The organism is Citromicrobium bathyomarinum (genome assembly GCA_001306305.2).
In the GTDB taxonomy this organism is placed as follows: Bacteria; Pseudomonadota; Alphaproteobacteria; order Sphingomonadales; family Sphingomonadaceae; genus Alteriqipengyuania; species Alteriqipengyuania bathyomarina.
Genome location: CP155577.1, coordinates 2,793,827 through 2,820,469 on the forward strand (window position 1 = coordinate 2,793,827; position 26,643 = coordinate 2,820,469).

General features: G+C 66.1%; 26 protein-coding genes. 18 read left to right on the plus strand and 8 right to left on the minus strand.

The genetic code is table 11. From position 1 onward, the window contains the following. Positions 1–5: 5 nt before the first annotated feature. A complete protein-coding gene (locus VO57_013920; protein ID XBL69216.1) occupies positions 6–3,296 on the minus strand; it encodes a YdbH domain-containing protein in 3,291 nt (1,096 codons plus the stop codon). A gap of 79 nt (positions 3,297–3,375) precedes the next feature. Here VO57_013920 and radC point away from each other — a divergent pair, with 79 nt between their 5' ends. Continuing rightward, complete coding sequence (gene radC / locus VO57_013925) at positions 3,376–4,086, plus strand: DNA repair protein RadC (GenBank protein XBL69217.1); 711 nt, start codon at positions 3,376–3,378, stop codon at positions 4,084–4,086. A gap of 20 nt (positions 4,087–4,106) precedes the next feature. Here the strand turns inward: radC and VO57_013930 are convergent, their stop codons facing one another. After that, complete coding sequence (locus VO57_013930) at positions 4,107–6,905, minus strand: DUF3857 domain-containing protein (GenBank protein ID XBL69218.1); 2,799 nt, start codon at positions 6,903–6,905, stop codon at positions 4,107–4,109. A 177-nt stretch (positions 6,906–7,082) separates the two neighbouring features. Between VO57_013930 and purB the strand changes: the two genes are divergently transcribed. The 4 genes from purB to VO57_013950 all read left to right on the plus strand — a co-directional run bounded on the left by purB (position 7,083) and on the right by VO57_013950 (position 10,175). Continuing rightward, positions 7,083–8,399: an adenylosuccinate lyase gene (purB, locus tag VO57_013935; GenBank protein XBL69219.1), complete on the plus strand. Its 1,317-nt coding sequence runs from the start codon at positions 7,083–7,085 to the stop codon at positions 8,397–8,399. Positions 8,400–8,512: 113 nt separating this feature from the next. Beyond that, a complete protein-coding gene (locus VO57_013940) occupies positions 8,513–8,983 on the plus strand; it encodes a LapA family protein (protein XBL71346.1) in 471 nt (156 codons plus the stop codon). After that, the gene (gene pyrF, locus VO57_013945) at positions 8,980–9,654 is read left to right on the plus strand and encodes an orotidine-5'-phosphate decarboxylase (protein XBL69220.1); all 675 of its coding nucleotides are present in this window, start codon (positions 8,980–8,982) and stop codon (positions 9,652–9,654) included. Before VO57_013940 ends, pyrF begins: the two co-directional genes overlap by 4 nt. Next, positions 9,651–10,175: a hypothetical protein gene (locus VO57_013950; protein ID XBL69221.1), complete on the plus strand. Its 525-nt coding sequence runs from the start codon at positions 9,651–9,653 to the stop codon at positions 10,173–10,175. Before pyrF ends, VO57_013950 begins: the two co-directional genes overlap by 4 nt. A gap of 8 nt (positions 10,176–10,183) precedes the next feature. On the opposite strand, the gene VO57_013955 is transcribed toward VO57_013950, so the two are convergent. Next, on the minus strand, positions 10,184–10,690 hold the full coding sequence (locus tag VO57_013955; GenBank protein XBL69222.1) for a DUF4019 domain-containing protein: 507 nt from the start codon (positions 10,688–10,690) through the stop codon (positions 10,184–10,186). A gap of 85 nt (positions 10,691–10,775) precedes the next feature. On the opposite strand from VO57_013955, the gene VO57_013960 reads away from it, so the two are divergent. Beyond that, positions 10,776–11,420, plus strand: a complete 645-nt coding sequence (locus VO57_013960) for a phosphoribosylanthranilate isomerase (protein ID XBL69223.1) — start codon at positions 10,776–10,778, stop codon at positions 11,418–11,420. A gap of 51 nt (positions 11,421–11,471) precedes the next feature. Here the strand turns inward: VO57_013960 and VO57_013965 are convergent, their stop codons facing one another. After that, positions 11,472–11,936 carry an outer membrane beta-barrel protein gene (locus tag VO57_013965; protein ID XBL69224.1) on the minus strand — a complete coding sequence of 155 codons (465 nt, stop codon included), beginning with the start codon at positions 11,934–11,936 and terminating at the stop codon, positions 11,472–11,474. Between the two features lie 204 nt (positions 11,937–12,140). Here VO57_013965 and trpB point away from each other — a divergent pair, with 204 nt between their 5' ends. From trpB to VO57_014010, 9 genes are all read left to right on the plus strand, one after another. Then, positions 12,141–13,385 (plus strand): tryptophan synthase subunit beta, encoded by a 1,245-nt coding sequence (trpB, locus tag VO57_013970; protein ID XBL69225.1) that lies wholly within the window; start codon positions 12,141–12,143, stop codon positions 13,383–13,385. After that, entirely contained in the window at positions 13,382–13,555 is a 174-nt protein-coding gene (locus VO57_013975; GenBank protein XBL69226.1) for a hypothetical protein, read from the plus strand. Before trpB ends, VO57_013975 begins: the two co-directional genes overlap by 4 nt. A gap of 41 nt (positions 13,556–13,596) precedes the next feature. Further along, a complete protein-coding gene (locus VO57_013980) occupies positions 13,597–13,905 on the plus strand; it encodes a hypothetical protein (protein XBL69227.1) in 309 nt (102 codons plus the stop codon). Between the two features lie 67 nt (positions 13,906–13,972). Continuing rightward, positions 13,973–14,368 (plus strand): DUF559 domain-containing protein, encoded by a 396-nt coding sequence (locus tag VO57_013985; protein XBL69228.1) that lies wholly within the window; start codon positions 13,973–13,975, stop codon positions 14,366–14,368. Next, positions 14,365–14,817 carry a hypothetical protein gene (locus VO57_013990; protein ID XBL69229.1) on the plus strand — a complete coding sequence of 151 codons (453 nt, stop codon included), beginning with the start codon at positions 14,365–14,367 and terminating at the stop codon, positions 14,815–14,817. Before VO57_013985 ends, VO57_013990 begins: the two co-directional genes overlap by 4 nt. A 107-nt stretch (positions 14,818–14,924) precedes the next feature. Beyond that, positions 14,925–15,470: a hypothetical protein gene (locus VO57_013995; protein XBL69230.1), complete on the plus strand. Its 546-nt coding sequence runs from the start codon at positions 14,925–14,927 to the stop codon at positions 15,468–15,470. 162 nt (positions 15,471–15,632) lie between these two features. Beyond that, the gene (gene trpA, locus VO57_014000) at positions 15,633–16,433 is read left to right on the plus strand and encodes a tryptophan synthase subunit alpha (GenBank protein ID XBL69231.1); all 801 of its coding nucleotides are present in this window, start codon (positions 15,633–15,635) and stop codon (positions 16,431–16,433) included. Then, the gene (gene accD / locus VO57_014005; GenBank protein ID XBL69232.1) at positions 16,430–17,278 is read left to right on the plus strand and encodes an acetyl-CoA carboxylase, carboxyltransferase subunit beta; all 849 of its coding nucleotides are present in this window, start codon (positions 16,430–16,432) and stop codon (positions 17,276–17,278) included. Before trpA ends, accD begins: the two co-directional genes overlap by 4 nt. Positions 17,279–17,317: 39 nt before the next feature. Then, complete coding sequence (locus VO57_014010; GenBank protein ID XBL69233.1) at positions 17,318–18,613, plus strand: folylpolyglutamate synthase/dihydrofolate synthase family protein; 1,296 nt, start codon at positions 17,318–17,320, stop codon at positions 18,611–18,613. On the opposite strand, the gene VO57_014015 is transcribed toward VO57_014010, so the two are convergent. After that, entirely contained in the window at positions 18,614–20,347 is a 1,734-nt protein-coding gene (locus VO57_014015) for an MFS transporter (GenBank protein ID XBL69234.1), read from the minus strand. Positions 20,348–20,472: 125 nt separating this feature from the next. On the opposite strand from VO57_014015, the gene VO57_014020 reads away from it, so the two are divergent. Next, entirely contained in the window at positions 20,473–21,231 is a 759-nt protein-coding gene (locus tag VO57_014020) for a pseudouridine synthase (GenBank protein XBL69235.1), read from the plus strand. Next, on the plus strand, positions 21,231–21,776 hold the full coding sequence (gene rsmD, locus VO57_014025) for a 16S rRNA (guanine(966)-N(2))-methyltransferase RsmD (GenBank protein XBL69236.1): 546 nt from the start codon (positions 21,231–21,233) through the stop codon (positions 21,774–21,776). The genes VO57_014020 and rsmD overlap by 1 nt, the downstream gene beginning before the upstream one ends. A 69-nt stretch (positions 21,777–21,845) precedes the next feature. Here the strand turns inward: rsmD and VO57_014030 are convergent, their stop codons facing one another. After that, complete coding sequence (locus VO57_014030) at positions 21,846–22,139, minus strand: hypothetical protein (protein XBL69237.1); 294 nt, start codon at positions 22,137–22,139, stop codon at positions 21,846–21,848. 87 nt (positions 22,140–22,226) lie between these two features. Further along, positions 22,227–22,721, minus strand: a complete 495-nt coding sequence (locus VO57_014035; GenBank protein ID XBL69238.1) for a hypothetical protein — start codon at positions 22,719–22,721, stop codon at positions 22,227–22,229. Positions 22,722–22,852: 131 nt separating this feature from the next. Between VO57_014035 and VO57_014040 the strand changes: the two genes are divergently transcribed. Then, the gene (locus VO57_014040) at positions 22,853–25,162 is read left to right on the plus strand and encodes a UvrD-helicase domain-containing protein (protein XBL69239.1); all 2,310 of its coding nucleotides are present in this window, start codon (positions 22,853–22,855) and stop codon (positions 25,160–25,162) included. Here VO57_014040 and VO57_014045 read toward each other — a convergent pair. Continuing rightward, on the minus strand, positions 25,159–26,643 hold the full coding sequence (locus VO57_014045; GenBank protein XBL69240.1) for a diguanylate cyclase: 1,485 nt from the start codon (positions 26,641–26,643) through the stop codon (positions 25,159–25,161). The two genes, VO57_014040 and VO57_014045, sit on opposite strands and share 4 nt — an antisense overlap.

The window sequence follows — 26,643 nt, forward strand, 5'->3', positions numbered from 1 at the left end:
ATATATCATGGCCTTTTCTCGCTTTCCGAGTGCTGAATGGTTCGTTCGGGCTTCTTGCCGGCTTGCGCGGCTGCCCGCGCTGCCTCTTTCTGTGCCGCCTCTTCCTCTGCCGCCTCGTCCGCCGCGCGCACCTCTTCGCCCGTTATCACGGGGCGCAGCCGCACGCCGTCGTCGCTCAGCAGGCCGAGCGAGCGCGGATCGCGGATGAATGCGGGGTCGAAGAACGACCGCACGTTCTGGATCAGCGCGAAGAACGGCGCGGAAATGTTGATCCGGAACTCGATCGGCAGCGAGGCGAGCTGGCGGGTCAGGAAGTTGCTGTCGGCTTCCGCCCCCTGCGCGACCCCGCTGAAGTTCAGGCGGGTGATGATCTCGCCGGTCAGCGGGCCTTCGATCTCGACCTCCAGCCGCTCGTAATCGAGCGAGCGCAATGCCTGGAAGGCGAAATTGGCGATCGGGGTCAGGTCTTCGTAAGTCAGTTCGCCGACATAGGCGACATTGCCGCCCGGCGGGCGCGACACCAGCGTGCCATCGACGATCCGCCCATTGCCCTGCGCATCGAACAGCACGGTGATCGACCCGTCGAAGATGCCGGTCGCGTTGACATTGCCCAGCTCCAGCCGCTCGACCAGCCGCGCCGCGTCGAGCCCGGTGATGTCGAACACATAGGCGCGCTCTTCCTGCGCCCCGATATTGATATCCAGATTGCGCAGGGTGATCGTGCCGCCGAGGAACGGCGCGCTGGCCCCGGCGACCGCGATCAGCTGGCCCTCGCGCACCCCGAACTGCACCGTGCCGCCCTCCACCGCGATCCCCGGATTAACCGAGCCGACACTGATTCGCTGGTCGGGCGCGGTGGTCAGGCCCAGCAGGTCGTCAAAGCGGATCGTGCCCGATGCGCCTTTGACCGGACCGAAAGCGGCCGCGAAGTCGAGCCCGTCGGAAGAAAACTGCCCGGTGCTGGTCACGCCATCCGCGCCCCACTCGATCTTGCCCGAACCGGTCACCGCCCCTTCGGTCTGCGCGATCACCCCGAAGGCGAGCCGGGTCAGGTCGTCGGGCTGCAGATCCTTGCCGAAGCGGATGCCGGGCACGTCGAGATAGGCGAAGCCGGAGCCCGAGGAGAGATCGTGTTCAACCGTGACGTTGGTCACCAGCTGGTCCGATTCGGGTTCGCGCAGGCCCGCCTCGGCGACGATCCGGTTGTCGCGCAGGCGCAGGTTGGCACCGCGCGCGGCGAGCGGTTCGAACCGCGCCGGATCGGCCCGGTCCTGCAACAGGAAGGAGCCTTCGGTCAGCGCCAGCACGCCATCGCGGTAGGACCACTCGCCCGCCGTATCGGTGAGGTCGAGCGGAACCGCGGCGAGCCCGATATCCGCGCCGCTGAAGGTGCCGCCGATATCGCGCCCCAGCCGGGCCTTGAGATTGTCGATCCGGAACCGCGCGGCATCGCCGCTTCCCAGCGTCACGTCGAGCGCGCTGGCGGAAAGCTGGCCGGGCCATGCGAAGCCCACCGGGCCGCTCTTCAGCGCGATCGGCGTGTCTGCCAGCGTGCCCGACAGGTCGAGGCTGGGCGCGCCCGCCGCCAACTGCACCGCGCCGCCCGCTGCGGTCAGGATCGGCCGGCCCTTCGCGGGGCACAGGGTCACCGTGCGCTGGTCGAGCGCGAGGTTGGCGTAGACCAGCTGGCCGAAGCTCACCCGCGTGCAGTCGGGCCACAGCGCCAGCCGGTTGCCATCGTAGGAGCCCTTGATCGGCAGGCTGAGTCCGCGCGCGAAGCCGCCCGGCAGCGGCCCGCTCGCCTGAATTGCGCCCGCCAGCCCGATCGTGCCGCCGGGAGCCTGCGCGACCGCCAGCTGCGGGATCGCCAGCCGCGCCTCGCCCGCGCGGTATTCCTCCATCGCCAGCTGGAACACCAGCCGCCCCGAGGCGCTGCGCTCCATCCGGCCCTGCATCACCGGGATGCCCGGCCCGGCGGTGGTGAAATTACCCGAAACGCGCGGCAGCGCGCCTTGCGTGGGCAGCACGGCGAAGCGCGAGAGCGAGAGGATGCGCGCGCCGCTCGCTCCGTCGAGCGTGGCGGTGGGCACGCCGAGCGAGAAGCCGTCCGCATTCGTCGTCAGCGTGACTTCGGCCGCCAGCGAGCTTCCCCGTGCCTCGCGCGACAATGCCTCGCGCAGGCGGGCGATCAGCGGCGCGGCCAGCGTGTCCTTGCTCGCCACCTGCCAGTCGCGCAGCCGCGCCAGCCAGTCGGCGCTGGGCGACAGTCCCTCGCCAGCAAGGCTGGTCTGCACCCGCCATCCGGTATCGCGCCCGCGCCGCGCGACGCCCTTCGCGCCGATCCACCTCGCGGCGAGCCCGGTGGTGCGCGCATTGCCCAGCCGCAGGTCGTAGTGCAGGCTCGTCTGCCCGCCACGCAGGGCAAGCGCGCCTTCGATCGTGCTATTGCCCGCCGCAAGGCTGGGGGCAGAGAGGCGCGCGACCTTGCCATCGACCTGCACTTCCAGACCATCGAGCGTGTCATCCACCGCCAGCGTGACCGGGCTGCTGAGGTCGACCACTTGCACCTGCGGGTCTTCGCACGCGATCTCGGCCACGCGAAGCGGCCCGCGCAGGGTCGGCTTGCCGCCATCGACGCCGATGCGGCCCTTGCTGCGCGCATTGCTCAGCCCGCACCCGGCATAATCCAGCGCGTCGGCCCGCAGGTCGTAACGTCCGGCGAATCCGCCATCGAGCCGCCCCTCGCCCACCAGCCCCAGCGCGATGTCGCCATAGGCCCCGCCGATGCGCGCGCGCCCGTCGATAATCTTGAGGTCGAGTTCGGGCAGCCCGCCCTCCCCGCCGGTATCGCGGAAAAGCACCCGGTCGAGCGTGCCGAAGCTGATCCCGCCCTCGCTCAGCGTTCCCTTCAGGCGCGGTTTTTCGAGCGTGACGCGCCCGAAGCGCGTGCTCCACGGGCGCACCCGCAGGTCCACGATCGCGCGCGCGACGGTCAGGTCCGGGTCCGCCGGGTCGCCGACCACGATATTGCGCAACACCTGCCGGTTGGGGCCGATCGATTCGATGTCGTAGGTTGCGGGCAGATCATACTGGTCGAGCTGGCCCTGGATCACATCATCCGCGATCCGCTCGCGCGAAAACCACGCGATCGTCAGCGCGATCACCGCCAGCGCGGCCAGTGCGACCAGCGCATAGCCGACCCGGCGACCGGGGCGCAGGCGAGCCCAGCGGGAGGATGGGCGTGCACCCTCCTCGCCTTCACCGGCGGCCAAATCTGCCTCTGCGCTGTCCGCCATTCGGGTCACTCGCTTGCACGTCATGCCGCCAGCGGGCATCTCTTGCGCGTCTTGGGGGTCTTATCGGGATAGGGCGGGCATGGCGCAAGTGGATCACGAATTCGCGGGGGCAGCGCAGGTTCCCTCTGCGGCCGGCCACCGCGAGCGTTTGCGCAAGCGGCTTCTGAGCGGCGGGGCGGAGGCGCTGGCCGATTACGAAGTGCTCGAATACCTGCTGTTCGCCGCCAACCGCCGCGGCGATACCAAGCCGCTGGCCAAGGCGCTGCTGGCGCGTTTCGGCAGTCTGGCGCGGGTACTGGAGGCGGAACCCGCCGCGCTCGCCAAGACGCCGGGCATGGGCGAAGCGGGCGCTGCCGCGCTGAAAGCGGTCGCGCTGGCGGCGCGGCGAATGGCGCGCAGCGAGGTGGTGGACAGGCCCGTGATCGCCAACTGGCACGCGCTGATCGACTATCTTTCCACCGATATGGCGCATCTGACGGTGGAGCGCGTGCGGGTGCTCTATCTCGATACCAAGAACCGGCTGGTGCAGGACCATCACGTGGGCGACGGGTCGATCGACGAGGCTTCGATCCACCCGCGCGAGGTGATCCGCCGGGGGCTGGATCTGGGCGCGGCGGCGCTGATCCTGGTCCACAACCACCCCAGCGGCAATCCGGAGCCCAGCCGCGCGGACATCGCGGTGACGCTGAGAATCGCGGAGGCCGGGCGGCTGCTCGGCATCGCGGTGCACGACCACGTGATCATCGGCCAGGGCCGCTATGTCAGCCTGAAGGCGAAGGGGCTGATCTAGCCCCTCCCGCCTAGCAGCGCCTACTTCGGCGGCAGGCCCCACAGGCTGTAGAGCGAGGCGATCCCCGGCGCGGCATGCAGTGCCGATTCGATATCCTCGCGCGCATCCACCTCGCGACCCAGCGAGCGTTTCACCACCCCGCGCAGATAGCGCGAACTGTGCTGACCCGGCGAACGCGCAAGCGCCACGTCGAGGTCGCGCAGCGCCTCTTCGGCGCGGCCCATGCGATACAGCGCCAGCGCGCGGCTATCGATCGCGCCCGAGCTGTTCTGCGCCTCTTCCACAGCGCGGGTGCAGGTCTCCAGCGTCTCTTCGGTGACAAGATCGAAGATTCCTGCGTGCCAGCAGGCCGAATTGAGCAGGCCCGCATCCTCGGGCTCGATCGACAGCTCGTCGCGCAGCAGGTCCAGCCCTTCCTGTGCCTGCCCGGCAAAGCCGAGCGCGTAGGAGCGCAGCTGCGCCTCGCTCTTGGGGTCTTCGAACAGGTAGGCGAACTCGTCGACCAGCGCGACCGCCTCGTCCGCCCGGCCCAGCAGCGCGAGCAGTTCGATCCGGCGGCTGTTGATCGTATAGTCGGGGTCGATATCCGCCACCGCGACGTGATCTGCCAGCGCGGCGTCGAAATCGCCCAGATTGTAGTGAACCTCGCCCCGGCTCAGATAATTGTCGGCCGAGGCATCGCGCGCGATGGCCGCGTCGATATCGGCCAGCGCCCCTTCGAAATCGCCGGTCTGGAAGCGGAAGTTGAAGCGGTTGAGCAGAGCGCTGGTATCGTCGCTGTCCGCGTCGGCGACCAGTTGTGTGTAGATCCGCTCGATCGGTTCGAGCCTGGCGCTCGCTTCCCCGCGATATTCCCACGCCCGGCGCACGGGCGAGGTCGCCCGCAGCCGCGGCAGGCTGCGCTTCAAGCGCAGGCTGGCGCGGCGCACATCGGGCAGATCGCTGGCCGGGAATTCCCACGCGAGGCTCTGCACCTCCTCGGTGATCTGCAGCACCGGCGCGGTCAGCTCTGTCTGCGAGGAAAGCCGCGTGCCGCCGATCACCTCGTCGATCTGCGGATTGCCGAGCAGGCGGAACTGCGTCTCTCCCTCGGGCAGCAGCCACTCGATCTCGCGGCGGAAGTAGATCGGCCCAGGCACGCTGACCGGCAGGTCCGCGATATCGGGGCGGGCGCGATCAACATCGAAGCCGAAGCTGTCGGCCACCTGATATGGCACGTCGAGCTCGGCGCGGGTGGCGTTGGTATCCCACGGCGAGGTGACGAGGCCATGCGCGGTGACGGTCGCGATGCCGCTGTCGGAATCGAAGGCGAGCTGCATGTCGACCGGTTGGTGATCGCCAAGGATCGTCGAGACGGTGCCGTAGAGCGCATCCTTCTTCTGCGCGGGATCGTCGATCAGGGAGAGCGCCTGGAACTGGCGGGCGGTCGCGCCGGTAATCGCGATCCGCACGTCGTAGATCGCGGGCAGACCGACCCCTGCCGACTGGTCGATTTTGATGGAGACTGTCTGGTCGGGCACGGCCTGCGGGCGCATCGCCATTTCCTGCAGGTCCGTCCCGCCCTCGCGCAGCGGCAGCGCATAGCGGAAGCGGGGCACCTCGATCATATTGGTCGCCCGCAGCCCGCCATTGGTGCCGTCGAGCCAGTAGGGCACGCCGTCGATATCGGCGCGCACGATCATGTGGTCGAAATTGGTCAGCGTGGGCAATTGCTCGGGCAGCGCATCGCCCGTCTGGCTCTGCACCAGCACCGCCTCCGCGCTGATCCCCAGCTCGCGCAGCATGGCGAGCAGCAGCAGCGACTTCGCCTTGCAGTCGCCGCTGCGCAGTTCCCAGGTCTCCGCCGGGCTCTGGGGAATGTAGTTCCCGCCATTGAGGCCGTTGAGCAGATAGCTGACCTCGTCCTGCACGAACTGGGTGGCGAGCGCCGCGCGCTCCTTCTGGTCGGTGGTCTGCGCGCCGATCTCGGCGATCCGGTCCGCCAGCGCACTGCCCGGTTCGATCATCCCTTCGGTGGCGAAGAACGGCGCGATGTCGGCGGAAATCTGCGCATAGCTATCGAACGTGGTCGCGCGAATCTGCGGCGGGAGGCGGAAGCGCGGCGGCGCGTCTGCCGGAATCTCGGCCGGTTCGGCCACCGGCACCGCGATGGTCACGTACCTGTACCCGTCGCGCGTCGTCTCATCGACCGGCGCGTCGACCCGGGTGGTCGCCCAGCGCACACCCTCGTCGACCGGCCACGACAGGATCATGCGTCCTTCCGCGAGCGGCACGGGCTTGGCCATCACCACGTTCACATATTCCATCTCGTCGTCGAGCACCTGCTCGTCGGTGGTGGTGGTGAAGCTGTAGCGCAGCACATCGCCGATCTGCGCGCCGGGAATGGACATGGTGGCGGTCAGCGCGCCGTTGAGGATGCGCTTTTCCAGCCCTTCCTCGCGCCGCAGGACCTCGAACCGGGCGCCATCGGCAAGCACGTCGATCACCTTGTCGCCGCGTACCAGTTCGACCCGGTGGACCGTCAGATCGCCCTTGTCGGGCAGCCATTCGAGCGAGATCGTGCCCATCGCGTCGAGCGCTTCGGTGCTGTCGAGCGCGAAGGCGATGTCGCCGTAGCTGGAGACGACGCCGTCCTCCATCCGGGTCTGCGATTCCATCAGGCGCAGCGGCATGCCCCGGCCATCTTCGGCAGATGGCAGATCGGCCACATCGATCCACGCGCCTTCATCGCCATAGAGAATCGTCTCGCCCGCATGGGCCGGCATGGCGATGGCAGCCGCAATCAGCCCGGTCGCATAAGCGACGTGAAAATAACGCATTGGTCCCCCGATGATCCCTGTACTTGCCTTGGCCCGGCAGACTTACAGGGCACACGGGCGCGTGCAAGGCGAAGCTTCGGCCTGTCCCGGCGCGCATTGGCACCCGAGATGCTTGCCTTCAGACCCGATGCATCTTAGCCGCGCGTCCATCCCCGCCATTCCAACCGGAGCCGCCCGATGGTCCCCCGCTATGCCCGCCCCGAAATGACCGCCCTGTGGGAGCCGGAGGCGAAATATCGCATCTGGTTCGAGATCGAGGCGCACGCGACCAGCAAGCTGGCCGAGCTGGGCGTGGTCCCGCAGAGCGCCGCCGACGCGCTGTGGAACTGGTGGGAAACCAACCCGGAAATCGACGTCGACGCGATCGACGCGATCGAGGCGGTGACCAAGCACGACGTGATCGCCTTCCTCACCTGGGTGGCCGAGCATGTCGGCGAGGAAGCGCGCTTCATGCACCAGGGCATGACCAGCTCCGACGTGCTCGACACCACGCTCTCGGTCCAGCTGGTCCGTGCGACCGACATTCTGCTGGCGGATATGGACCACCTGCTCGCCGCGCTGCGCCGCCGGGCGGAAGAGCACAAGTTCACCCCCACCATCGGCCGCAGCCACGGCATTCATGCAGAGCCCGTCACCTTCGGCCTCAAGCTGGCGCAGGCCTATGCCGAGTTCGAGCGGTGCCGCGCGCGGTTGTGGGATGCCCGCACCGAAATCGCGACCTGCGCTATCAGCGGCGCGGTCGGCACCTTCGCCAATATCTCGCCAGATGTAGAAGCCTATGTCGCGGACAAATTGGGACTGGTCCCGGAAACCGTCAGCACGCAGGTGATCCCGCGCGATCGCCACGCGATGTATTTCGCCACGCTGGCGGTGATCGCGGGCAGCATAGAGCGGCTGGCGGTCGAAATCCGCCATCTCCAGCGCACCGAGGTGCTCGAAGCGGAAGAGTTCTTCTCCAAGGGTCAGAAGGGTTCGTCGGCCATGCCGCACAAGCGCAACCCCGTGCTGACAGAGAACCTGACCGGCCAGGCACGCATGATCCGCGCCTATGCCCTGCCCGCGCTGGAAAACGTCGCCCTGTGGCACGAGCGCGATATCAGCCACTCCTCCGTCGAGCGCTTCATCGGCCCCGATGCGACCATCACGCTCGACTTCGCGCTCGCGCGGCTGACCGGCGTGGTCGACAAGCTGCTTGTGTACCCCGAGCGGATGGAGGCCAACATGAACCGAATGGGCGGCCTGATCCACTCGCAGCGCGTGCTGCTGGCGCTGACCCAGAACGGCGTCAGCCGCGAGGATGCCTATGCGATCGTCCAACGCAACGCGATGAAGGTGTGGGAATCGGACGGGCGGCTGCAACTGCTCGACCTGCTCAAGCAGGATGAGGATGTCTCGAAGGCCCTGTCCGAAAATGACCTCACCGCTCTGTTCGACCTCGACTACCACCTGAAACATGTCGATACGATTTTCGCGCGGGTGTTCGACGGCGACTAGCCTTTCGAAAGGGGCTGACCAGCCGCTGGACGCATGGGGACGCGCGGCCTAGGCTGCGCTCTGGCCGGGCCTTGACCGGAACTACGGGGGGAAGTGCTGTGCAAATCGTGCGGATGATTTTGTGGGTGATCCTGCTGGTGGCGGTGATCATCTTTTCCTGGTCCAACTGGAACCCGGTCGAAGTGACGATCTGGGACAATCTGGTTGTCGAAACCAAGGTACCCGCGCTGGTCATCATCTCTTTCCTGATCGGCTTCCTGCCGGTGTGGCTCTATTCGCGCGGCGTGATCTGGAGCCTCAACCGCAAGATCCGCAGCCTCGAGATCGCGGCCAAGGCGAGCTCCGTCTCCGCCGCCGCACGCGAATCCGACCGCGAGGAGGCCGAGCGGCAGGAAGAGGCGCACAGCGAACCGCAACCCGCGCCCGCTACCGAGCCCGCCCCGGCAGCGGTGGACACCACGCCGACGGTTGACGAGACCCCGGCGGAAGAGGAAACCCGCCTGACCGCCGACGACACGGCGGCTGGCGATGCACCCGCCGCGGATGATCGCAAACCGACACAGGATACGACAGCCAGCTCGTGAGTAACCCGGTCTATCTCGCCCTCGACCTGCCGCGGATCGACGCGGCCCGTGCCCTCGCCGAAAAGGTGAAGGGCCATGTCGGCGGGTTCAAGCTGGGCCTCGAATTCTTCTGCGCGCACGGCCACCACGGGGTGCACGAGATCGCACAGGTCGGGCTGCCGATCTTCCTCGACCTCAAGTTCCACGACATTCCCAACACGGTCGCCGGTGCGATGCAGGCGATTCACGTGCTCGAACCCGCAATCGTGACGGTCCACGCGGGCGGCGGGCGCGCGATGATGGAAGATGCCAAGGCGGCGGCGGGCGAGAATACCAAGGTGGTTGCGGTCACCATGCTCACCAGCCTCGACGAGCGCGATCTCGAGCGCACGGGCGTTTCGGGCAGCGCGCACGATCAGGTGCTGCGCCTCGCCGATCTGGCGCAGGATGCCGGGCTCGACGGGATCGTATGCTCGGGCCACGAGGTGGGCGAAGTGCACAAGCGCTGGAAGCACGGCTTCTTCGTCGTCCCCGGCCTGCGCCCCGCGGGCAGCGCGGTCGGCGACCAGAAGCGCGTCGTCACCCCGCGCGCCGCGCGCAATGACGGCGCGAGCGTGCTGGTGATCGGGCGGCCGATTTCGAAGGCGGACGATCCGCTCGCCGCAGCGAAGGCCATCGAAGGCACGCTGTGAAGCGCGGGGCTACCCTCGCCGCATTCGCCCTTGCCCTCGCTGCATGTGTCGGCACGCCGCGCGCATCCGAAAGAGTCGCGCTGATCGCCCCGGCGATGGGCGCCGCGCTGACCCGCCCCTGCTCGCGCCCCGGGCCTGACAATGCGGAGCGGTTCTTCGTCCCCTCGCCCAGCCAGATCACCGCGACCGAAACCGCCACCATGCGGCTCCTGCGCGAACGCGCCGGGGAATACGCCGCATCTCTCGGCAACGCGGCGGATGAACCGACGCCGTTCGACTGGCCCGCCGATCCTGCGCTCTATCATCGCCAGTATGTCGGCTATTATCAGGATGGCCGCGCGATGATTTACGGCAACTACTTTCCCGCCGGGTTCGACGCCGACCTCACCCAGCCGACCGGTCTGTGCGATGGCGGGTTCAGGTTCTTCGGGGTCGAGTATGATCTGGCCAGCCGCTCGGTCCGCCGGATCGCGTTCGACGGATCGCTGGGCGGCCCGTTGCTCGCCCCGATCGAACCCTGAAGCGCGCGCTACTGCTCGGCAGGTGCGATCCTGATTGTCGGCGAATCGCTAGCCTCGACGCTCTCCGTCGCTTCCGAAGAGGGCTCGTCCGCGTAGTTCTCGAACACGTCGGCCATCATGTCGGGCGAGTTGATATTGTAGCCGACCAGCCTCAGCGAATCGCCCGATCCGCTGAACACGAAGGTCTCGACGCCCCGCCCCCGCTCGAAATGGGTCTCCATCTGCAAGGTGGTGAAGCTGCCCTGCGGGCTGGTGTTCATGTTGACGTTGGTCTGCGAGGTTTCCTCGACCGGCCCCAGGCTCTTGCGCAGCGTGCCCAGCAGGCGGACGAAATCCGCGCGCGAGGTCGCCTTGCGCAGCTGCTCGCCCGCATTGGTCCAGATCGCCTGATCCGCGCCCGCATTCAGCCGCTCGTGGAACACATCCACCTGCGCGCGCGCATCCTTCGCCTGCTGCACCGGGTTGCACCCGGCCAGCAGCACCCCGGCGAGTACCATTGCGATCCATTTCAGCATTGCCGTGTCCCCCACTCGTCCGCTCCATGCGATTGCCGGGCGAGTAGCATTTGCCTCGGCAAGGCCAAGCTATAAGAGCACACACATGCCCACCCAGATCAAGATTTGCGGACTCTCGACGCCCGAAACGCTCGATGCGGCAGTGAATGCAGGTGCGAGCCATGTCGGCCTGGTCCATTTCGCAAAGAGCCCGCGCCATGTGAGCCTGGAAACCGCAGCCGAGCTGCGCGCGCGGGTGCCCGATCATGTCTCCACGGTGGTGCTGGTGGTCGACCCGGACGAAGCGCTGCTTGGCGCGATCGTCGAGAATGTCCGGCCCGATATCATCCAGTTCCACGGCCGCGAAGCGCACGAAGCGCTTGCAGTGACGGGCGCACAATTCGATGTCGAGACATGGAAAGCGGTCGGCCTGGGCGATGCCTCCGCGCTGGACCGGGCGACCACCTACAAGGGCTGCGCAGACCGCCTGCTGTTCGATGCGCCACCAGCATTGCTGCCCGGCGGCAATGGCGAGAGCTTCGACTGGGCCCTTCTCGACGAGGTCGATATCGGCATGCCCTGGGGGCTCGCGGGCGGGCTGACTCCGGAGAATGTCGCTGCGGCGATCCACCGCACCCGCGCTCCGCTAGTCGATGTGTCGAGCGGAGTGGAAAGCGCGCCGGGCGTGAAGGACGCCGCCCTGATCCGCGCCTTCTGCGACGCCGTGCGCGCTGCGGACGCGAACCGCTGAGTACCAAGGCCGGAGCGGCAATGCGCCCCGGCCCGGCGACGGAAACGACGGTTAGAAAAAGGTACCGATGCCGATGGTGACGGCGTTGGCTTCGTGATGGTCGACGAACACGTGGCGGTATTCGGCGGCGATGTAGGTGCCGCTGTGGCCGAGGTGGTACTCGTAGCCGATCCCGGCATGCGGCCCGTCGCCATGGTGGGTGAAGGTGTATCCGCCCGCGAGGAAGATGCTGCCCTTCTCGCTCACCTTGGTGCCGAGGCGGCCGGTCAGCGCGAGTTCCACATAGGTATCTTCGGCGAGGATCTTCTCACCCGAGACTTCGCCGCCCAGGAACACCGTGTCGCCAAGGTCGAAATCATAGCCCGCCGCAATGCCGAGGACCGGATCGGTTTCCCCGTCCGCCCACGCGACGCCGCCGCGAACTTCCGCGCGCGGGCCACCGGCTGCCTCTTCGGCGAAGGCCGGAGCCGCCGGCAGAGCGATCAGGAGAGCGGACAACACAACAGGCTTAATCATCGAAACATCCCATCAAGGGGCCACCGCGCACTCGCCGGAGCGCCGGCCCGAACCAGACCCATAAGGCTTCCATCATAGAGGGACGCGCCGCGCCCGATTCCCCGGAGGCCGGGTTTTTTGGGCAGCGCGGGCGTGGCAACCGGCTCGCACTACCCACGCAAACCGGTGGACATGATTTTGCGGCTCTGCCAATCGCTCAGGCCTATGCGCACACCCCAGACCAGCCCGGGCGACACCGCCGACACCCCCAACAGCTTCCGCCAGCAGCCGGACGATCGCGGCCATTTCGGCGATTTCGGCGGGCGCTACGTCGCCGAAACGCTGATGCCGAACATCCTCGCGCTGGAGCAGGCCTATGACGAGGCGAAGAAGGACCCCGCCTTCACCGACCAGTTCGAGGATCTGCTGGAGCACTATGTCGGCCGTCCCAGTCCCTTGTATTTTGCGGAGCGTCTGACCGAAGCGCTCGGCGGTGCGCAGGTGTGGTTCAAGCGCGACGAGCTCAATCACACCGGCGCGCACAAGATCAACAACTGCATCGGGCAGATCCTGCTCGCGATCCGCATGGGCAAGACGCGCATTATTGCAGAGACTGGCGCAGGCCAGCACGGCGTCGCCACCGCCACGGTCTGCGCGCGCTTCGGCCTGCCTTGCGTGGTCTACATGGGCGCCGAAGACGTGCGGCGACAATCGCCCAACGTGTTCCGGATGAAGCTGCTCGGCGCGGAGATCGTCCCCGTCACCAGCGGGCGCGGCACGCTGAAAGACGCGATGAACGAGGCGCTGCGCGACTGGGTCGCGAATGTCGACAACACGTTCTACATCATCGGCACGGCGGCGGGCCCGCATCCCTACCCCGCGATGGTCCGCGACTTCCAGAGCGTGATCGGCACCGAGGCGCGCGCGCAGATCCAGCAGCGCACCAGCCGCCTGCCCGACCTGCTGGTCGCCTGCATCGGCGGCGGCTCCAACGCGCTCGGCCTGTTCCACCCCTTCCTCGACGATCCGGACGTGAAGATGCTCGGCGTCGAAGCGGCGGGCCTCGGATTGGACGGCGACCAGCACGCCGCCAGCCTGACCGGCGGCGCGCCCGGCATCCTCCATGGCAACAAGACCTTCCTGCTGCAGGACGAGGACGGCCAGATCACCGAAGGCCACTCGATCTCCGCAGGCCTCGACTATCCCGGCATCGGGCCGGAGCACGCCTGGCTCAAAGACATCGGCCGCGTCGAATACACCGCCGTCACCGACGACGAGGCGCTGGAAGCATTCCAGCTGCTGTGCCGGACCGAAGGGATCATCCCTGCGCTGGAGCCTTCGCATGCCATCGCGGCGGTGGCGAAGCGCGCGAAGGAGATGGACAAGGACGCCATCATCCTCGCGAATTTGTGCGGGCGCGGGGACAAGGACATCTTCACCGTGGCCGAGAAGCTGGGGGTGGAGATTTGAGCCCCCGCAGGCTGGCCTGGCTCACAATCGCTCTCGCGCTGGTCGGCTTGCTGTTCCTTGCGGTAAGCGGCCTGTGGCGCGACAACGGCGCGATAACCGCGACGGGGGGCGTGTTCCTTGCCACGATCACGATACTCGGCTTCTTCGTAAAAGTTGAGAAACCGGAATAGTCGCACTCCCACTCGTCAATGCGAGGAGCCAGGAAGACGACGTGGCCATCCAGATTAAGAGGTTTCGACGAGCCGAAACGCGCAAAGGAAATGGACAAGAACGCGATGATCCTTGCCAACCTGTGCGGGCGGGCGGACAAGGATATCTTCACGGCCGCGGAAAAGCTGAGGGTGGAGATTTGAATTATCCGAGGCGCATCTTTGAAATCGTTTCAGGCCTTATGGCGGTGATATTCATCGCTCTGGGCGGGTTCGAATTGAATGCGCTGACGGTTATCGGAATGCTCTGCGCCTTTGCCGGCTTGGGAGTGTATGCGTGGACGGAGATAATCGGCTTCGGGCTGAAGTGATACGCGTCGATTGCCATAGGCTGCAAAAGCCCTCTCCCCTTCAGGGGAGAGGGTTGGGAGAGGGGCCTTGCGCGACGCCGAACTGACCCGCCGCGCCCGCGACATGCGCAAGGGCATGACCGAGCCGGAAACGCGGCTCTGGTTCGAACTGCGCGGCGGTCGCTTTCTCGGGCTCAAGTTTCGGCGGCAGAAGGTGATCGGGCGATACATAGCGGACTTCGCTGCGAACGCGCCGAAACTGGTGATCGAGCTGGATGGCGATACGCATGCGGGCCAACTGGACTATGATGCGGAGCGCACTCGCTATCTGGAAGCGCAAGGGTATCGGGTTGTCCGCTTTAGCAATGCGGAGGTGATGGAGAACATGGACGGCGTTTTGCAACGGCTCGGCGAGATTGTGGGGGTGTTGCGCCATGCCCCTCCCCCAACCCCCTCCCCTGAAGGTGAGGGGGCTAAAGGATGAACAACCCTGCCCCGCTCTCCCTCCACGGCTCGTGCCATTGCGGCCGCGTTTCGGTGGAGCTGCGCACCTCATCAGAGACACTCCCGGCGGCGCGCGCGTGCGGTTGCTCCTTCTGCACCAAGCATGGCGCGGCGTGGACCAGCGATCCTCAGGGCGAGCTTGTCCTGTCGCATCGCGCACCCGATGACATCCGCCGCTACCGCTTCGGGCTGGGCATTACCGACTTTATCATCTGCGCGCATTGCGGCGTGCCCTGCGCGGCGGTGGGCCTGGTAGACGACCGGCTGCTGGGCGTCGTCAACATCAACACGATGGACCGCCTGAGCGACTTCGCCCCCGCCAACCCCGCCTCCTTCGACGGGGAAGAAACCGACGACCGCCTCGCACGGCGGCGCAAGGGCTGGACGCCGGCGCGCATGGTGTGCGCACAAGATACAGACCGGGGATGAGGGGATTTGGGATGACGCACCGACATGGGAACTTGGCGCTTTCCACGCTCGGGGCGAGGTAAGACAATGGTCGACGTAACACCGGCAGAGGAAAGGCGAGAAAACGCATGAGCGGACTCGGCAGATCAGCCCTGATTTCCATTGCTCTGCTTTGGGCCACCATGCTCGCAGCGGTCGCCGTGATTTCGCCAATCTACGATGCCTTTCTGGCAAGGATAACCACGCCGCTACACCTCGGGTATGGTTGGGTGGGGCTTTTCTCGCCCGAAATCCCAATCTTCTATGGCTTCGGCCTCACTGTCCTTTTCGCCTTTCACTGGTGGCTATCGGGCTTGCTAGGAAAGGGTGCGCTCTGGAAGCACTGGCCAGCGAACATCATGCTCGCGCTCTCTGTGTTTTTCACGCTGGCAATCTTCGCCGAGGAGGCTGCTCACCATTTCTACGATTTCAGCGTCTTGTGCCGGGCAGGTGAACCTACAAGCGTCATTCTTGTAGATGAAACCTACCAATGTGTGCGATCGAGGATGGTCCTGCACGCATTGAACTGGTCCGTGTTCCTGCTTCCCATCCTCGCCATCCCCGTTCGGATTGCAGGATCGAAATCTCTCGCCAAGCCAGCAGGAGCCCCCGCCCACGAAGGTGACGGGGCTTAGGTCTCGCTGTCCTACACCCCCTCCCCGCTGGCATAATCGCCGCATGACCTGCTCAGCACCCTTCCCGTCCCCGCCGTTCTTTGCCATGCGCGCGGTGGACAAGTTTTTCTCCCCTTGGACACTGTGTCAGGTGTGTCAGCGTTCAGCCCCGAAGGAGCCCAGGTGAACAACGCGAACCGAATCGCCGCCGCTTTTGCCAAGCCGCACCCTGCGCTGGTGTGCTTCGTCACCGCGGGCGATGGCGATACCGCCGCCAATCTCGATGCGCTGGTCGAAGGCGGCGCGGATGTGATCGAGCTGGGGATGCCCTTCACCGATCCGATGGCGGACGGTCCCGCGATCCAGGCCGCGAATATCCGCGCATTGAAGGCGGGCACCACCACGCAGGACGTGCTGATGATCGCCAACGAGTTCCGCGAGCGGCAGCCGGACGTGCCGCTGGTGCTGATGGGCTATGCCAACCCGATGGTCCGCCGCGGCCCGGAGTGGTTCGCGCAAGAGGCAGCAGGCGCGGGCGTCGACGGGGTGATCTGCGTCGACATCCCGCCCGAGGAGGACTCCGCGCTCGGCCCGGCATTGCGCGAACGGGGCATCGCTCCGATCCGTCTCGCCACGCCGACCACCGACGACTTCCGCCTGCCGACCGTGATCGAGGGGAGCGAAGGCTTCCTCTACTACGTCTCCGTCGCCGGGATCACAGGCAAGCAGAGCGCCGCGCAGGACTCGATCGATGCGGCGGTGAAGCGGCTGAAGGCGGCGACCGACCTGCCCGTCGCGGTCGGCTTCGGCGTGCGCACGCCCGAACAGGCCGGGGCGATCGCAAAGGTGGCCGATGGCGTCGTGGTCGGCTCGGCGCTGGTCGATCTAGTCGCCGAACATGGCGTTGATGCACCCACGCACCTGCGCGATCTCACCGCAAGGCTTGCCAAGGCGGTCCATTCTGCGGAAAGAGCAGCCGCATGAGCTGGTTCAATCGTGTCCGCAATTCGCTGCCCTTCGTGGCCAAGCGCTCCACCGACGAAACGCTGTGGATCAAGTGCAAGGGCTGCGGGGAGATGATCTTCGCAAGCGACTATGCCGACAATCTCTACGTCTGCCCGCGTTGCGAGCACCACGGGCGGATCGGTGCAGACACCCGTATCGCGATGCTGATGGACGAGGGCTTCACGCTGCTGCCCCAGCCCGAGGTCAAGGAAGACCCGCTCAAGTTCCGCGATTCCAAGCGCTATACCGACCGGCTGAGGGCCGCGCGCGCCAACAATCCGCACCGCGATGCCTTCACCGTGGCGAGCGGGGCGATCGACGGCCAGCCTGCGGTCGTGGGCGTGCAGGACTTCCACTTCATGGGCGGTTCGATGGGCATGGCGGTGGGCCAGGCCTTCTGCGACGGCGCCGCCGAAGCCCTGCGGCGCAAGTGCGGCTATGTCGTCGTGACCGCGGCGGGCGGCGCGCGGATGCAGGAGGGCATTCTCAGCCTGATGCAGATGCCCAAGGCGACCGTGATGGTGCGCAAGCTGCGCGCGGCGGGCCTGCCCTATATCGTGCTGCTGACCGATCCGACCACCGGCGGCGTCACCGCCAGCTACGCCATGCTGGGCGACGTGCAGATCGCGGAACCGGGCGCGCTGATCGGCTTTGCGGGCCAGCGCGTGATCCAGGAGACGATCCGCGAACAGCTGCCCGAAGGCTTCCAGCGCGCCGAATACCTGCACGAACACGGCATGGTGGACCGCGTGGTGCACCGCCACAACCTCAAGGCCGAGCTGGCGATGATGCTGCGCTATATGCGCGGATCGAAGGCGGCGTAGTGAACATCCTCCCCTCCCCTGAAGGGAGGGGGCTGTGAGATGAAGGACTTCGCCCGCTCCGACGATCCGGCCGTGCAGGCCCAACTCGACCGGCTGGCCGCGCTCTCGGTGCCAGATGGCCGGTTGGGGCTGGAGACGATCCGCGCTCTGCTGGCCCGGCTGGGCGATCCTCAGGACCGCCTGCCGCCCGTGTTCCATGTCGCAGGCACCAACGGCAAGGGATCGACCTGCGCCATCCTGCGCGCGATGCTGGAGGCGGATGGCAAGCGGGTCCATGTCGCGACCAGCCCGCATCTGGTGCGCTATAACGAGCGGATCCGGATCGCAGGCACACTGATCGGCGACGCACAGCTCGCCGCACTGCTGGCCGAGGTGCTGGATGCGGGCGAAGATCTGAACCCGAGCTTCTTCGAAGTTACCATCGCCGCCACCTTCCTCGCCTTCGCGCGCGAACCCGCCGATGCCTGCGTGATCGAGGTCGGCCTTGGCGGGCGCTTCGATGCAACCAACGTGCTGGGCTCGCACGTGCTGGCCGCGTGCGGGATCGCCGCGCTGGGGCTGGACCATGAACGCTTCCTGCTCGCGCCGGAGGATAACGTGCCTGCCGAACCGCTGGCACGCATCGGGTTCGAAAAGGCCGGGATCGGCAAGCCCGGCGTGCCGCTGGTCACGCTGTCCTACCCCGAAGGCGTGACGCTGGAGGTGGAGCATGCGGCGATCGTGCGCGAGGCGCTGCTGACGATGCGCGGGCGCGAATGGCATTCCAGCGTCACCGAAACGGGCCTGCATTACGTCGATGCGCTAGGCGAACTCGCGCTGCCCCTGCCCGCCCTGCCCGGCGCGCATCAGGCGGAAAACGCCGCGCTCGCCATCGCGATGCTGCGGCATCAGGACCGGGTCAGCGTGTCGCGGGATGCGATGGCGCAGGGGCTGCGAAACGTGAACTGGCCCGCGCGGCTCCAGCGCCTGCCCGCCTCGCCGCTGACGGGCGAGCGGATCGTATGGGTCGACGGCGGGCACAATCCCAGCGCGGGCGAGGCGCTGGCGCAGCACTTTACGGGTGAGCGCTTCCACCTCATCCTCGGCATGCTCGCCAACAAGGATCACCGCGCGCTGGTCGATCCGCTGGCGGACAGCATCGCGAGCATCACCGCCGTGCCGGTGCCGGGGCACGAGTATCACCCCGCGAGCATGTACGGAGAAAACGTACGCGAGGCGGCGGATGTGGCCGAGGCGCTGCGCGCCCTGCCCGACGATGGCCTGCCCGTGCTGATCGCAGGTTCGCTCTACCTCGCAGGCGATGTGCTGCGGCTGAGCGGCGCGCTGCCCGACTGACTACTGTGCCGCGACCGCTTCCGATCCGGGCGGCGGCGCGTTCTGCGAGCGGCCCGAACGGACCACGCGGATCCACTCGAACACGCACAGGACCACCGCCAGCATCCCGATCAGCGTGGTCAGGATGAACACGTCGTAATAGCCCTGCTTCTCGATCATCTCCCCCAGCGCACCGCGCCCCAGCGTGCCCACCAGCAGGGTCAGCGAGGAAAGGAGTGCATACTGGACTGCCGAGTACTTCTTGGACACGATCGAGCTCAGCCACGCGACATAGGCCGCCCCCGCGATCCCGATCGCAAGGTTCTCCCACATGATCGTGAAGGTCAGCCGCGGCAGCGCCTCCGACCCGAAGGGCGCCATGAAGCCGATCAGCGCGGAAAAGCCGATCGCATCGCTCGCCGCCTGCATATTCGCCCCGCCCGCCGCCATGTCGGCATAGAGCAGATTGGTCAGCGCAGCGATCAGCGCGCCGAGCGTCAGCGTGGCCATCCGTCCGATCGCGGTCAGCAGATAGCCGCCGATCGCCAGCCCGGCGATGATCGCGCCGACGCCGAAGAACTTGGAAGCGAAGGCGACCTCGTCGTTCGTGTACTGCAATTCGCCGAGGTAGAACGGATAGGCGAAAGTGCCCCAGATCGCGTCGCAGATGCGGTAGGTCAGCACCAGCGACAGGATCAGCACCAGCGACCAGCCCATCCGCCCGACGAACTCGACCAGCGGCATCACCAGCGCGCGATAGAGGTGGTCCATCGCATAGGATTGGCCCGCGCGTTCGGGCAGATCCTCGGTCATCACGTACTGGCCCCGCTCCTTCTTGGAGGCGAGCCAGCCCGCGATCAGCGCGGGGATGACGACAGTGGCGACGATGATCCACGGGCCGTAATTGAGCGTGAATTCGGTCGGATTGGGTCGCTCCTCCGGCGGGAAGGCGAGCGACATGTACATGAAGGTAAGCACGGTGCCGATGGCGACCGCCCACAGCAGACCCACTGCGCCCAGCGCCTTGGCGCGCACCGAGGGCTTCAACTCGCCCTTTCGGCGCAGGCTGAGCAGCAGTTCGTCATCGATCGTGCCGTCGACATTCTCGCCCGCCTTGCTGTCGGGCGCGAACAGGCCTGCGATGCCGATCACCAGCAGGATCGCACCCATCATGAGGTAGGTCTGCGGCCAGCCGATCCGCGCGGCGATGATCAGGCCCAGTGCGCCGCCCACCAGCGCCGCGAGGCGGTAGCCCATCTGGTATACGGTCGAGAGGATGTCGATCGTCGCTTCTTCGTCCGCGACGTCGATGCGCCAGGCATTGATCGCTATGTCCTGCGTCGCGCTGGCCAGTGCACCGATCCCGGCGAGCAGGCTGAACCAGCCGATCGCCTCGTTAGTCGGGTTGGACAGCGAAAGCGCGATCAGGATGACGCCGAGCAGGATCTGCGCAGGCACGATCCACTGCTTGCGGCGGCCGAGCTTGCGGAAACCCGGGATCGAAACCTTGTCGATCAGCGGCGACCACAGGAACTGGAACGCGTAGGCGAGCCCGATCAGCGAGAAGACGCCCATCGTCTCCAGCTCCACCTCGGCTTCGCTCAGCCAGGCGTAGAGCGTGCCGAGGAACAGCGCGAAGGGCAGGCCGCTGGCAAAGCCGAACAGCGCCATATAGCCGCTCTTGGGATTGCGCAGAGAGCGCGCCAGCGTTCCCCAGCCCGGCTTCTTCGCCTTGTCAGCCTTTGCCTCGGCCATACACACCCTTCCCTCGATAAATCGTCCTTGCGCTCTCTAGCCGCTGTGGTCCGGGTAAGCCTAGCCCTCGCAGGACATTGCCAAAGCATTTGGCGGATCGTCGACCGGTCGCTAAGCGGGCCTACATGGCCGAAGATGAACGTAAGGGCGATCGCATCGCCAAGCTGCTGGCGCGCGCAGGCGTGGCGAGCCGCCGCGAGGTGGAGCGGATGATTGCGGACAAGCGGATCGCGATCGACGGGAAAACCGTGGAGACCCCGGCAACCCTGCTCGAAACCCTGCGCGGGGTGACCGTGGACGGCAAACCGGTCGCCAAGCCCGAACCGACGCGCCTGTTCGCGTTCCACAAACCGACCGGGCTGATCACCGCCGAGCATGACCCGCGCGGGCGCCCGACGATCTACGACGCCCTGCGCAACTCGCTGCCCAAGGACGCGCCGCGGGTGATGCCGATCGGTCGGCTCGACTTCAACACCGAAGGCCTGCTGCTGCTGACCAATGACGGCGAGTTCAAGCGTATGCTGGAACTGCCCGCCAACGCGGTGGAGCGGACCTATCGCGCGCGCGCGCATGGCGGGGTGACGCAGGCGCAGCTGGAGGAACTGAGCGAGGGGATCACCATCGACGGCGTCCATTACGGCCCGATCAACGCCAATCTGGAACGGCGGACCGGTGCCAACCAGTGGATCGAAGTGACGATTACGGAAGGCAAGAACCGCGAAGTGCGACGGGTGCTCGAACATCTCGGCCTCGAGGTGAACCGGCTGGTCCGCGTCGCCTTCGGGCCGGTCGCGCTGGGCGATCTGCCGCGCGGGCAGGCGATGGAGATCCGCAAGCACGAGATCGGCAAGTTCCGCGCCTCGGTGAAGAAGGGGCGCGACTGATGCGGATCGTCGCAGGCGACTGGCGCGGGCGTGCGATCAAGGCTCCGCCGGGCGAAACCACCCGCCCGACCGCCGACCGCACGCGCGAGACGCTGTTCAACATGCTGAGCAGCCGCCTCGGCAGTTTCGAGGGGCTGAGCGCGGTGGATCTGTTCGCCGGATCGGGCGCGCTCGGGCTGGAGGCGCTGTCGCGCGGCTGCGCCTCGTGCCTTTTCGTCGAAGAAGACAAGCGTGCAGTGGACGCGATCCGGGCAAATGTAGCGGCCCTGGGTGCCGGCACGCGAGCGACGGTGCAGCAGGCCTCCGCCTTGCGGCTGGGCCCGGCGAAGGTGCCGCACGATCTGGTGATGCTCGACCCGCCCTATGGCACTGGCGCAGGCGCCGTTGCGCTGGAGCGCTTGGTCCGGCTCGGCTGGATCGGCCCCGCGACCTGGATCTCGCTCGAGGTGGCAGCGAAGGAAACGCCGGACTTGCGCGATATGCGGGTCGATGCAGAGCGTAAGGTGGGCAAGGCGAAACTGCTGCTGCTCCAGCTGGACAGCTAGCGACAAAGCCCATCAAAAAAGGGCGCCCGCCAACGGCGAACGCCCTCTTTCCGATCGCAGATCGGGCGATCAGTTCTTGGGTTCGTTGAGTGGCAGCGGCTCGTCGATCTCGCTCGCCGGGCGACCCGGCCAGTAGTTAATCGGGCGGTTGCCGGTCTTGTTGGCTTCCCAGCTGTTGATGCAATTGGTCTGCTGGTCTTTCTTGCAGATCGGAAGCTCGCCGGACTTGGGCTGCTCATCCTGTGGGACCTGCTGCACCGTCTCCTTGCTGACGTAGTTGATCGTGGGTGCCGTCTGCGCTGCGGCAGGGATCGACAGCCCCGCAAGGGCGGTGGCGAAACCGGTCAAAAGGATCTTATTCATCTTATTGGTTTCCTCTCGAAAAAATATGACGACCCCGGGATAACCCCGGAGCCGCCACACGGTTTCACGCAGAATAGCGTTTGTTTATTAGACTGCCCCGCGGTTGATGCAGTTATCCTGCTGCATCGGCTCGCAGATGGGCAGATCGGCCGGCGGCGGCCCTTCATCGCCAGGGGTCGGCTGCACCATCGCCTTGCTGGTATAGTTGATCTTGGCGCTTCCCGAAGTCGTGCTGGTGGTGGTTGCCGTCGCCGAGCCGCTCAGCTGGCTGTTGATCGACTGCCAGGCAGCCATGCGCTGCTCCGGCACCATGTTGACGATCTTGACGCGCTGATCATTGGTCAGCGTGTTCCACCAGACGTTCTTCTGCGTGTCGTTGAGCGTCCAGTAGTATTCCTGGGCGGCCATCGGCCATTCCTGATAGGTCATCCGCTGTTCGGCAGACCAATCAAGGTACATTTTTTCCTGCGCGTCAGTCATCGCGTAGGATTCTTCTTCCATGTGATGGTCGGCGAGTGCCGGAGCCGCTGCAGCAATTGCGAGGCCGCAGGCGGCAGTCGAAGCAATAATAAGCTTTTTCATGTCTCTGTCTCCTTCTTCCCTCGTCCTTGACCAACCAACGAGACCTCGGGCGTGAGGTTCCGAATTGGGGAGCGCGGGTGCCGCTTCCCTTGCTCGGACGGCCCGCGTTCCCTACCTGTTCGGCCATAGCCATGAGTGATGCCTTCCCCCTCGCAACCGCCGCCGGAGACGCGGATATCCCGCCCTATGCCGCGCGATTGAACCCGCCGCAGCGCGAAGCCGTGCTCACCACCGAAGGACCGGTGCTGATGCTGGCCGGTGCGGGAACGGGCAAAACCTCGGCGTTGACCGCAAGGCTGGCGCATCTGGTCGCGATGCGGCTCGCCTGGCCGAGCGAGATTCTGTGCGTCACCTTCACCAACAAGGCCGCGCGCGAAATGCGTGAGCGCGTCGGGCGGCATATCGGCGATGCGGTGGAAGGCATGCCCTGGCTCGGCACGTTCCACGCGATCGGCGCGAAGATGCTGCGCCGCCATGCCGAGCTGGTCGGCCTGCAATCGAACTTCACGATCATCGACCCCGACGATCAGCTGCGCCTGCTCAAGACGCTGATCGCGGAGGCCGATCTGGACGAGAAGCGCTGGCCCGCGCGCCAGCTCGCCGGGCTGATCGACCGGTGGAAGAACCGCGGGCTCAACCCAGGCGATCTCGATGCGGTGGAGAATGAAGCCTACGCCAACGGACGCGGCGCTCAGCTGTACAAGACCTATCAGGCGCGTCTGCAATCTCTGAACGCATGCGATTTCGGCGATCTTCTGCTGCACATGCTCAACATCTTCCGGCAGCATTCCGATGTGCTGGAGCAGTACCAGAACCGCTTTAAATACATCCTGGTCGACGAATATCAGGACACCAACCAGGTCCAGTACCTTTGGCTCCGCCTGCTCGCGCAGCACCGCAAGAATATCTGCGTGGTGGGGGACGACGACCAGTCGATCTACTCGTGGCGCGGTGCGGAAGTGGCGAATATCCTGAAGTTCGAGAAGGACTTTCCGGGCGCCAAGGTCATCAAGCTGGAGCAGAATTATCGCTCCACCCCGCACATCCTCGGCGCGGCATCGGGCCTGATCGGGGAGAACAGCCAGCGGCTCGGCAAGGAGTTGTGGACCGAGACCGACACGGGCGAGAAGGTGCGCGTCATCGGCGTATGGGACGGGCCCGAGGAAGCGCGCCGTGTGGGCGAGGAGATCGAGAGCCTCGAGCGTGGCGGCACCGGGCTCGACGAAATCGCGATCCTCGTGCGCGCGCAGTACCAGACGCGCGAATTCGAAGACCGCTTCATCCAGATCGGCATGGCCTACCGCATCGTCGGCGGCTTCCGCTTCTACGAACGCGCCGAAATCCGCGATGCGCTCGCCTATCTGCGCGTCATTGCCCAACCGGCGGACGATCTGGCGTTCGAGCGGATCTATAACCAGCCCAAGCGCGGCCTCGGTGCGAAGACGCTGGAGAAGATGTACCAGCACGCGCGGCGCACCGGCATGCCGCTCGCCGCAGCATCCCTCGATCTGGCGGACAGCGACGAACTGCCTGCGCGGGCTCGCGGGACCATCGGTGGGCTGATGCGTCAGTTTCTCCAGTGGCGCGAACAGGCGGACAGCCTCGCGCCGGCCGAACTGCTGCGGCAGGTGCTGGAAGAAAGCGGCTATCAGGCGATGCTCGAGAACGAGCGGACGCCCGAGGCCAAGGGGCGTCTCGAAAACCTGTCCGAACTGGCGCGCGCGATGGAGGATTACGAGACGCTGGGCGACTTCCTCGAACACGTCGCGCTGGTGATGGACAATGATGCGAATGCGGAGGATGCCAAGGTCACCATCATGACCATCCACGCCGCCAAGGGGCTGGAGTTCGACCACCTGTTCCTGGTCGGGTGGGAAGAAGGCGTTTTCCCGTCGCAGCGTTCGCTCGACGAAGGCGGGCTCGCCTCACTGGAGGAGGAACGCCGCCTCGCCTACGTCGCGATCACCCGCGCGAAGAAGGCCTGCACGATTCTGCACGCGGCCAACCGACGCATCTACGGCCAGTGGACGAGCTCGCTTCCCAGCCGGTTCATCGAGGAACTGCCCGACGACCACGTCGAGAGTGAGACCACGATGTCGGGCGGCGCATCGCTGTGGCGCGCAAACTGGAGCGAGAACGACGATCCCTTCGCCCATGTCACCCGCGATCGGCCTGAGCGCTCGAACAACCGCGGCCCCGGCTGGCAGCGTGCGTTGGCGACCGGGTACGAGACGCGGCCTGCGCGGGTTCAGGAAAGCCGACGCAGCGCAGCCAGCTTCGCGGCCAAGCCACGCGACGACATCGCGCTGGGTGCGCGGGTGTTCCACGACAAGTTCGGTTACGGCACCGTCATGGGGCAGGAAGGCAACAAGCTCGAAATCGAGTTCGAAATCACCGGAACCAAGCGGGTGATCGACAGCTTCGTGAAGCCGGCCGACTAGCTCACCGCGCGCAGCTGCGGCGCGGCGCGAATGTGCTGCCCCGCAATCGCATCGGGACAAATCGAAGCAGTGCCACGCTCGGTCCGCTTCGCCTGGTACAGGGCATAGTCGGCACAGCGCAGCAGCTGGCTGCGATCATTGTTGCATGCGGTCAGCCATGTTGCTCCGATCGTGGCGCTGGCCAGAATTGTCTCACCTTCCCGACCGACCTCGAAGCGCAGCTTGCCCAGCAGCAGTTCGAGCGTCCCGGGCAGATCGGCAAGCAACTGCTCGTTCTCGATCACCAGCACGAATTCGTCCCCACCCAGCCGCGCAGCCATCTGACCGGCGAAAGGTTCGCTGACCAGTTGTGCAGCAACGCCCTTGAGCACGCGGTCCCCCGCCTCATGGCCGAGCCGGTCGTTGATGTCCTTGAAGTGGTCGAGGTCGATCAGCAGCAGCGCCATTCGACGGCCTGCCTTGTGCATCGTGTCGATTGTACTGTCGAGATACTGGTTCAGGCGGGCGCGATTGGGCAGGCCCGTCAGTTCATCCACGTGGGCCGCCGCGCGGAGTCGCGTCTCGAGGTGATAGCGCTCGGTAATGTCCTGAAACACGCCCATAATCCCGACAGGCTTACCGTCAGCGATTTCCTGTTCGCCGATCGCGCGCACCCGCTTGAAGACACCCTTGGCATCACGGAAATCGAGTTCGAGATCGTAGGGCCTGCCATGTTTGGCGCACTCCTCGACCGCCTTGGCGATACGGGGGCGCTCATGCGGAGGGAAATAGTCCAAGCCGCCCTGAAGGTGTGCCTTTGTCGGATTCTCGATCGCATGAATCGCAATTGTCTGAGGCGACCAGAAAAGCTCCTCGGTCGCCAGATCCATTCGCCAGTGGCCGATCTGCGCCATCTCTTCCGCCAGTTCGAACTGGCGCTGCACCCGGCGCAACTCGTCGATCAGCTGTCGGCGCTCCTCGAGCGCCGCCTCGGCGAGCTTCGCATCGAGCCGCGTCTGGAACAGCGATTCAACCACGTGCGCAAGTCGGCGCAACTCGTCGAGTTCTTCCCGGCTTGCCACCCACGGCCGGTCGTCGATGACGCAGAGCGTGCCGATCGGCACGCTTACGCCATCCATCGGCGGCCCCATCAGCGGGATTGTCACGAAGAACTGGAAATGTGGCATCGCCACGATGTCGGGCATCTGGCCGTAGACTGGATGCTCCTGCAGGTTCTCGACAACGATCTCTCGGTTTTCATCGACCGCCGTCGCACAGATCGAACACTCGCGCGAAACTTCGCTCGGCGCGAAGCCCTCCCGCGCCTTGAACCACTGACGATCCCCGTCGATCAGCGAAATATATGCCGTGCGGCTCCCGAAAATCCGGCGGGCCGCCATCACCAAGGCGTCGAACTCGCCCTCGGCTTCGGTGTCCAGTATCTCCATCGCCACGAGCGTTCGGTGACGGATCGCCTCGACGTTGATTTTCTCTTCGGACAT

Coding starts and splice junctions, on each gene's coding strand:
- VO57_013920 (XBL69216.1), bottom strand. CDS start 3,296: ATGGCGGACAGCGCAGAGGCAGATTTGGCCGCCGGTGAAGGCGAGGAG.
- radC (XBL69217.1), top strand. CDS start 3,376: ATGGCGCAAGTGGATCACGAATTCGCGGGGGCAGCGCAGGTTCCCTCT.
- VO57_013930 (XBL69218.1), bottom strand. CDS start 6,905: ATGCGTTATTTTCACGTCGCTTATGCGACCGGGCTGATTGCGGCTGCC.
- purB (XBL69219.1), top strand. CDS start 7,083: ATGGTCCCCCGCTATGCCCGCCCCGAAATGACCGCCCTGTGGGAGCCG.
- VO57_013940 (XBL71346.1), top strand. CDS start 8,513: ATGATTTTGTGGGTGATCCTGCTGGTGGCGGTGATCATCTTTTCCTGG.
- VO57_013955 (XBL69222.1), bottom strand. CDS start 10,690: ATGCTGAAATGGATCGCAATGGTACTCGCCGGGGTGCTGCTGGCCGGG.
- VO57_013960 (XBL69223.1), top strand. CDS start 10,776: ATGCCCACCCAGATCAAGATTTGCGGACTCTCGACGCCCGAAACGCTC.
- VO57_013965 (XBL69224.1), bottom strand. CDS start 11,936: ATGATTAAGCCTGTTGTGTTGTCCGCTCTCCTGATCGCTCTGCCGGCG.
- trpB (XBL69225.1), top strand. CDS start 12,141: ATGCGCACACCCCAGACCAGCCCGGGCGACACCGCCGACACCCCCAAC.
- VO57_013990 (XBL69229.1), top strand. CDS start 14,365: ATGAACAACCCTGCCCCGCTCTCCCTCCACGGCTCGTGCCATTGCGGC.
- VO57_013995 (XBL69230.1), top strand. CDS start 14,925: ATGAGCGGACTCGGCAGATCAGCCCTGATTTCCATTGCTCTGCTTTGG.
- accD (XBL69232.1), top strand. CDS start 16,430: ATGAGCTGGTTCAATCGTGTCCGCAATTCGCTGCCCTTCGTGGCCAAG.
- VO57_014010 (XBL69233.1), top strand. CDS start 17,318: ATGAAGGACTTCGCCCGCTCCGACGATCCGGCCGTGCAGGCCCAACTC.
- VO57_014015 (XBL69234.1), bottom strand. CDS start 20,347: ATGGCCGAGGCAAAGGCTGACAAGGCGAAGAAGCCGGGCTGGGGAACG.
- VO57_014020 (XBL69235.1), top strand. CDS start 20,473: ATGGCCGAAGATGAACGTAAGGGCGATCGCATCGCCAAGCTGCTGGCG.
- rsmD (XBL69236.1), top strand. CDS start 21,231: ATGCGGATCGTCGCAGGCGACTGGCGCGGGCGTGCGATCAAGGCTCCG.
- VO57_014030 (XBL69237.1), bottom strand. CDS start 22,139: ATGAATAAGATCCTTTTGACCGGTTTCGCCACCGCCCTTGCGGGGCTG.
- VO57_014035 (XBL69238.1), bottom strand. CDS start 22,721: ATGAAAAAGCTTATTATTGCTTCGACTGCCGCCTGCGGCCTCGCAATT.
- VO57_014040 (XBL69239.1), top strand. CDS start 22,853: ATGAGTGATGCCTTCCCCCTCGCAACCGCCGCCGGAGACGCGGATATC.
- VO57_014045 (XBL69240.1), bottom strand. CDS start 26,643: ATGTCCGAAGAGAAAATCAACGTCGAGGCGATCCGTCACCGAACGCTC.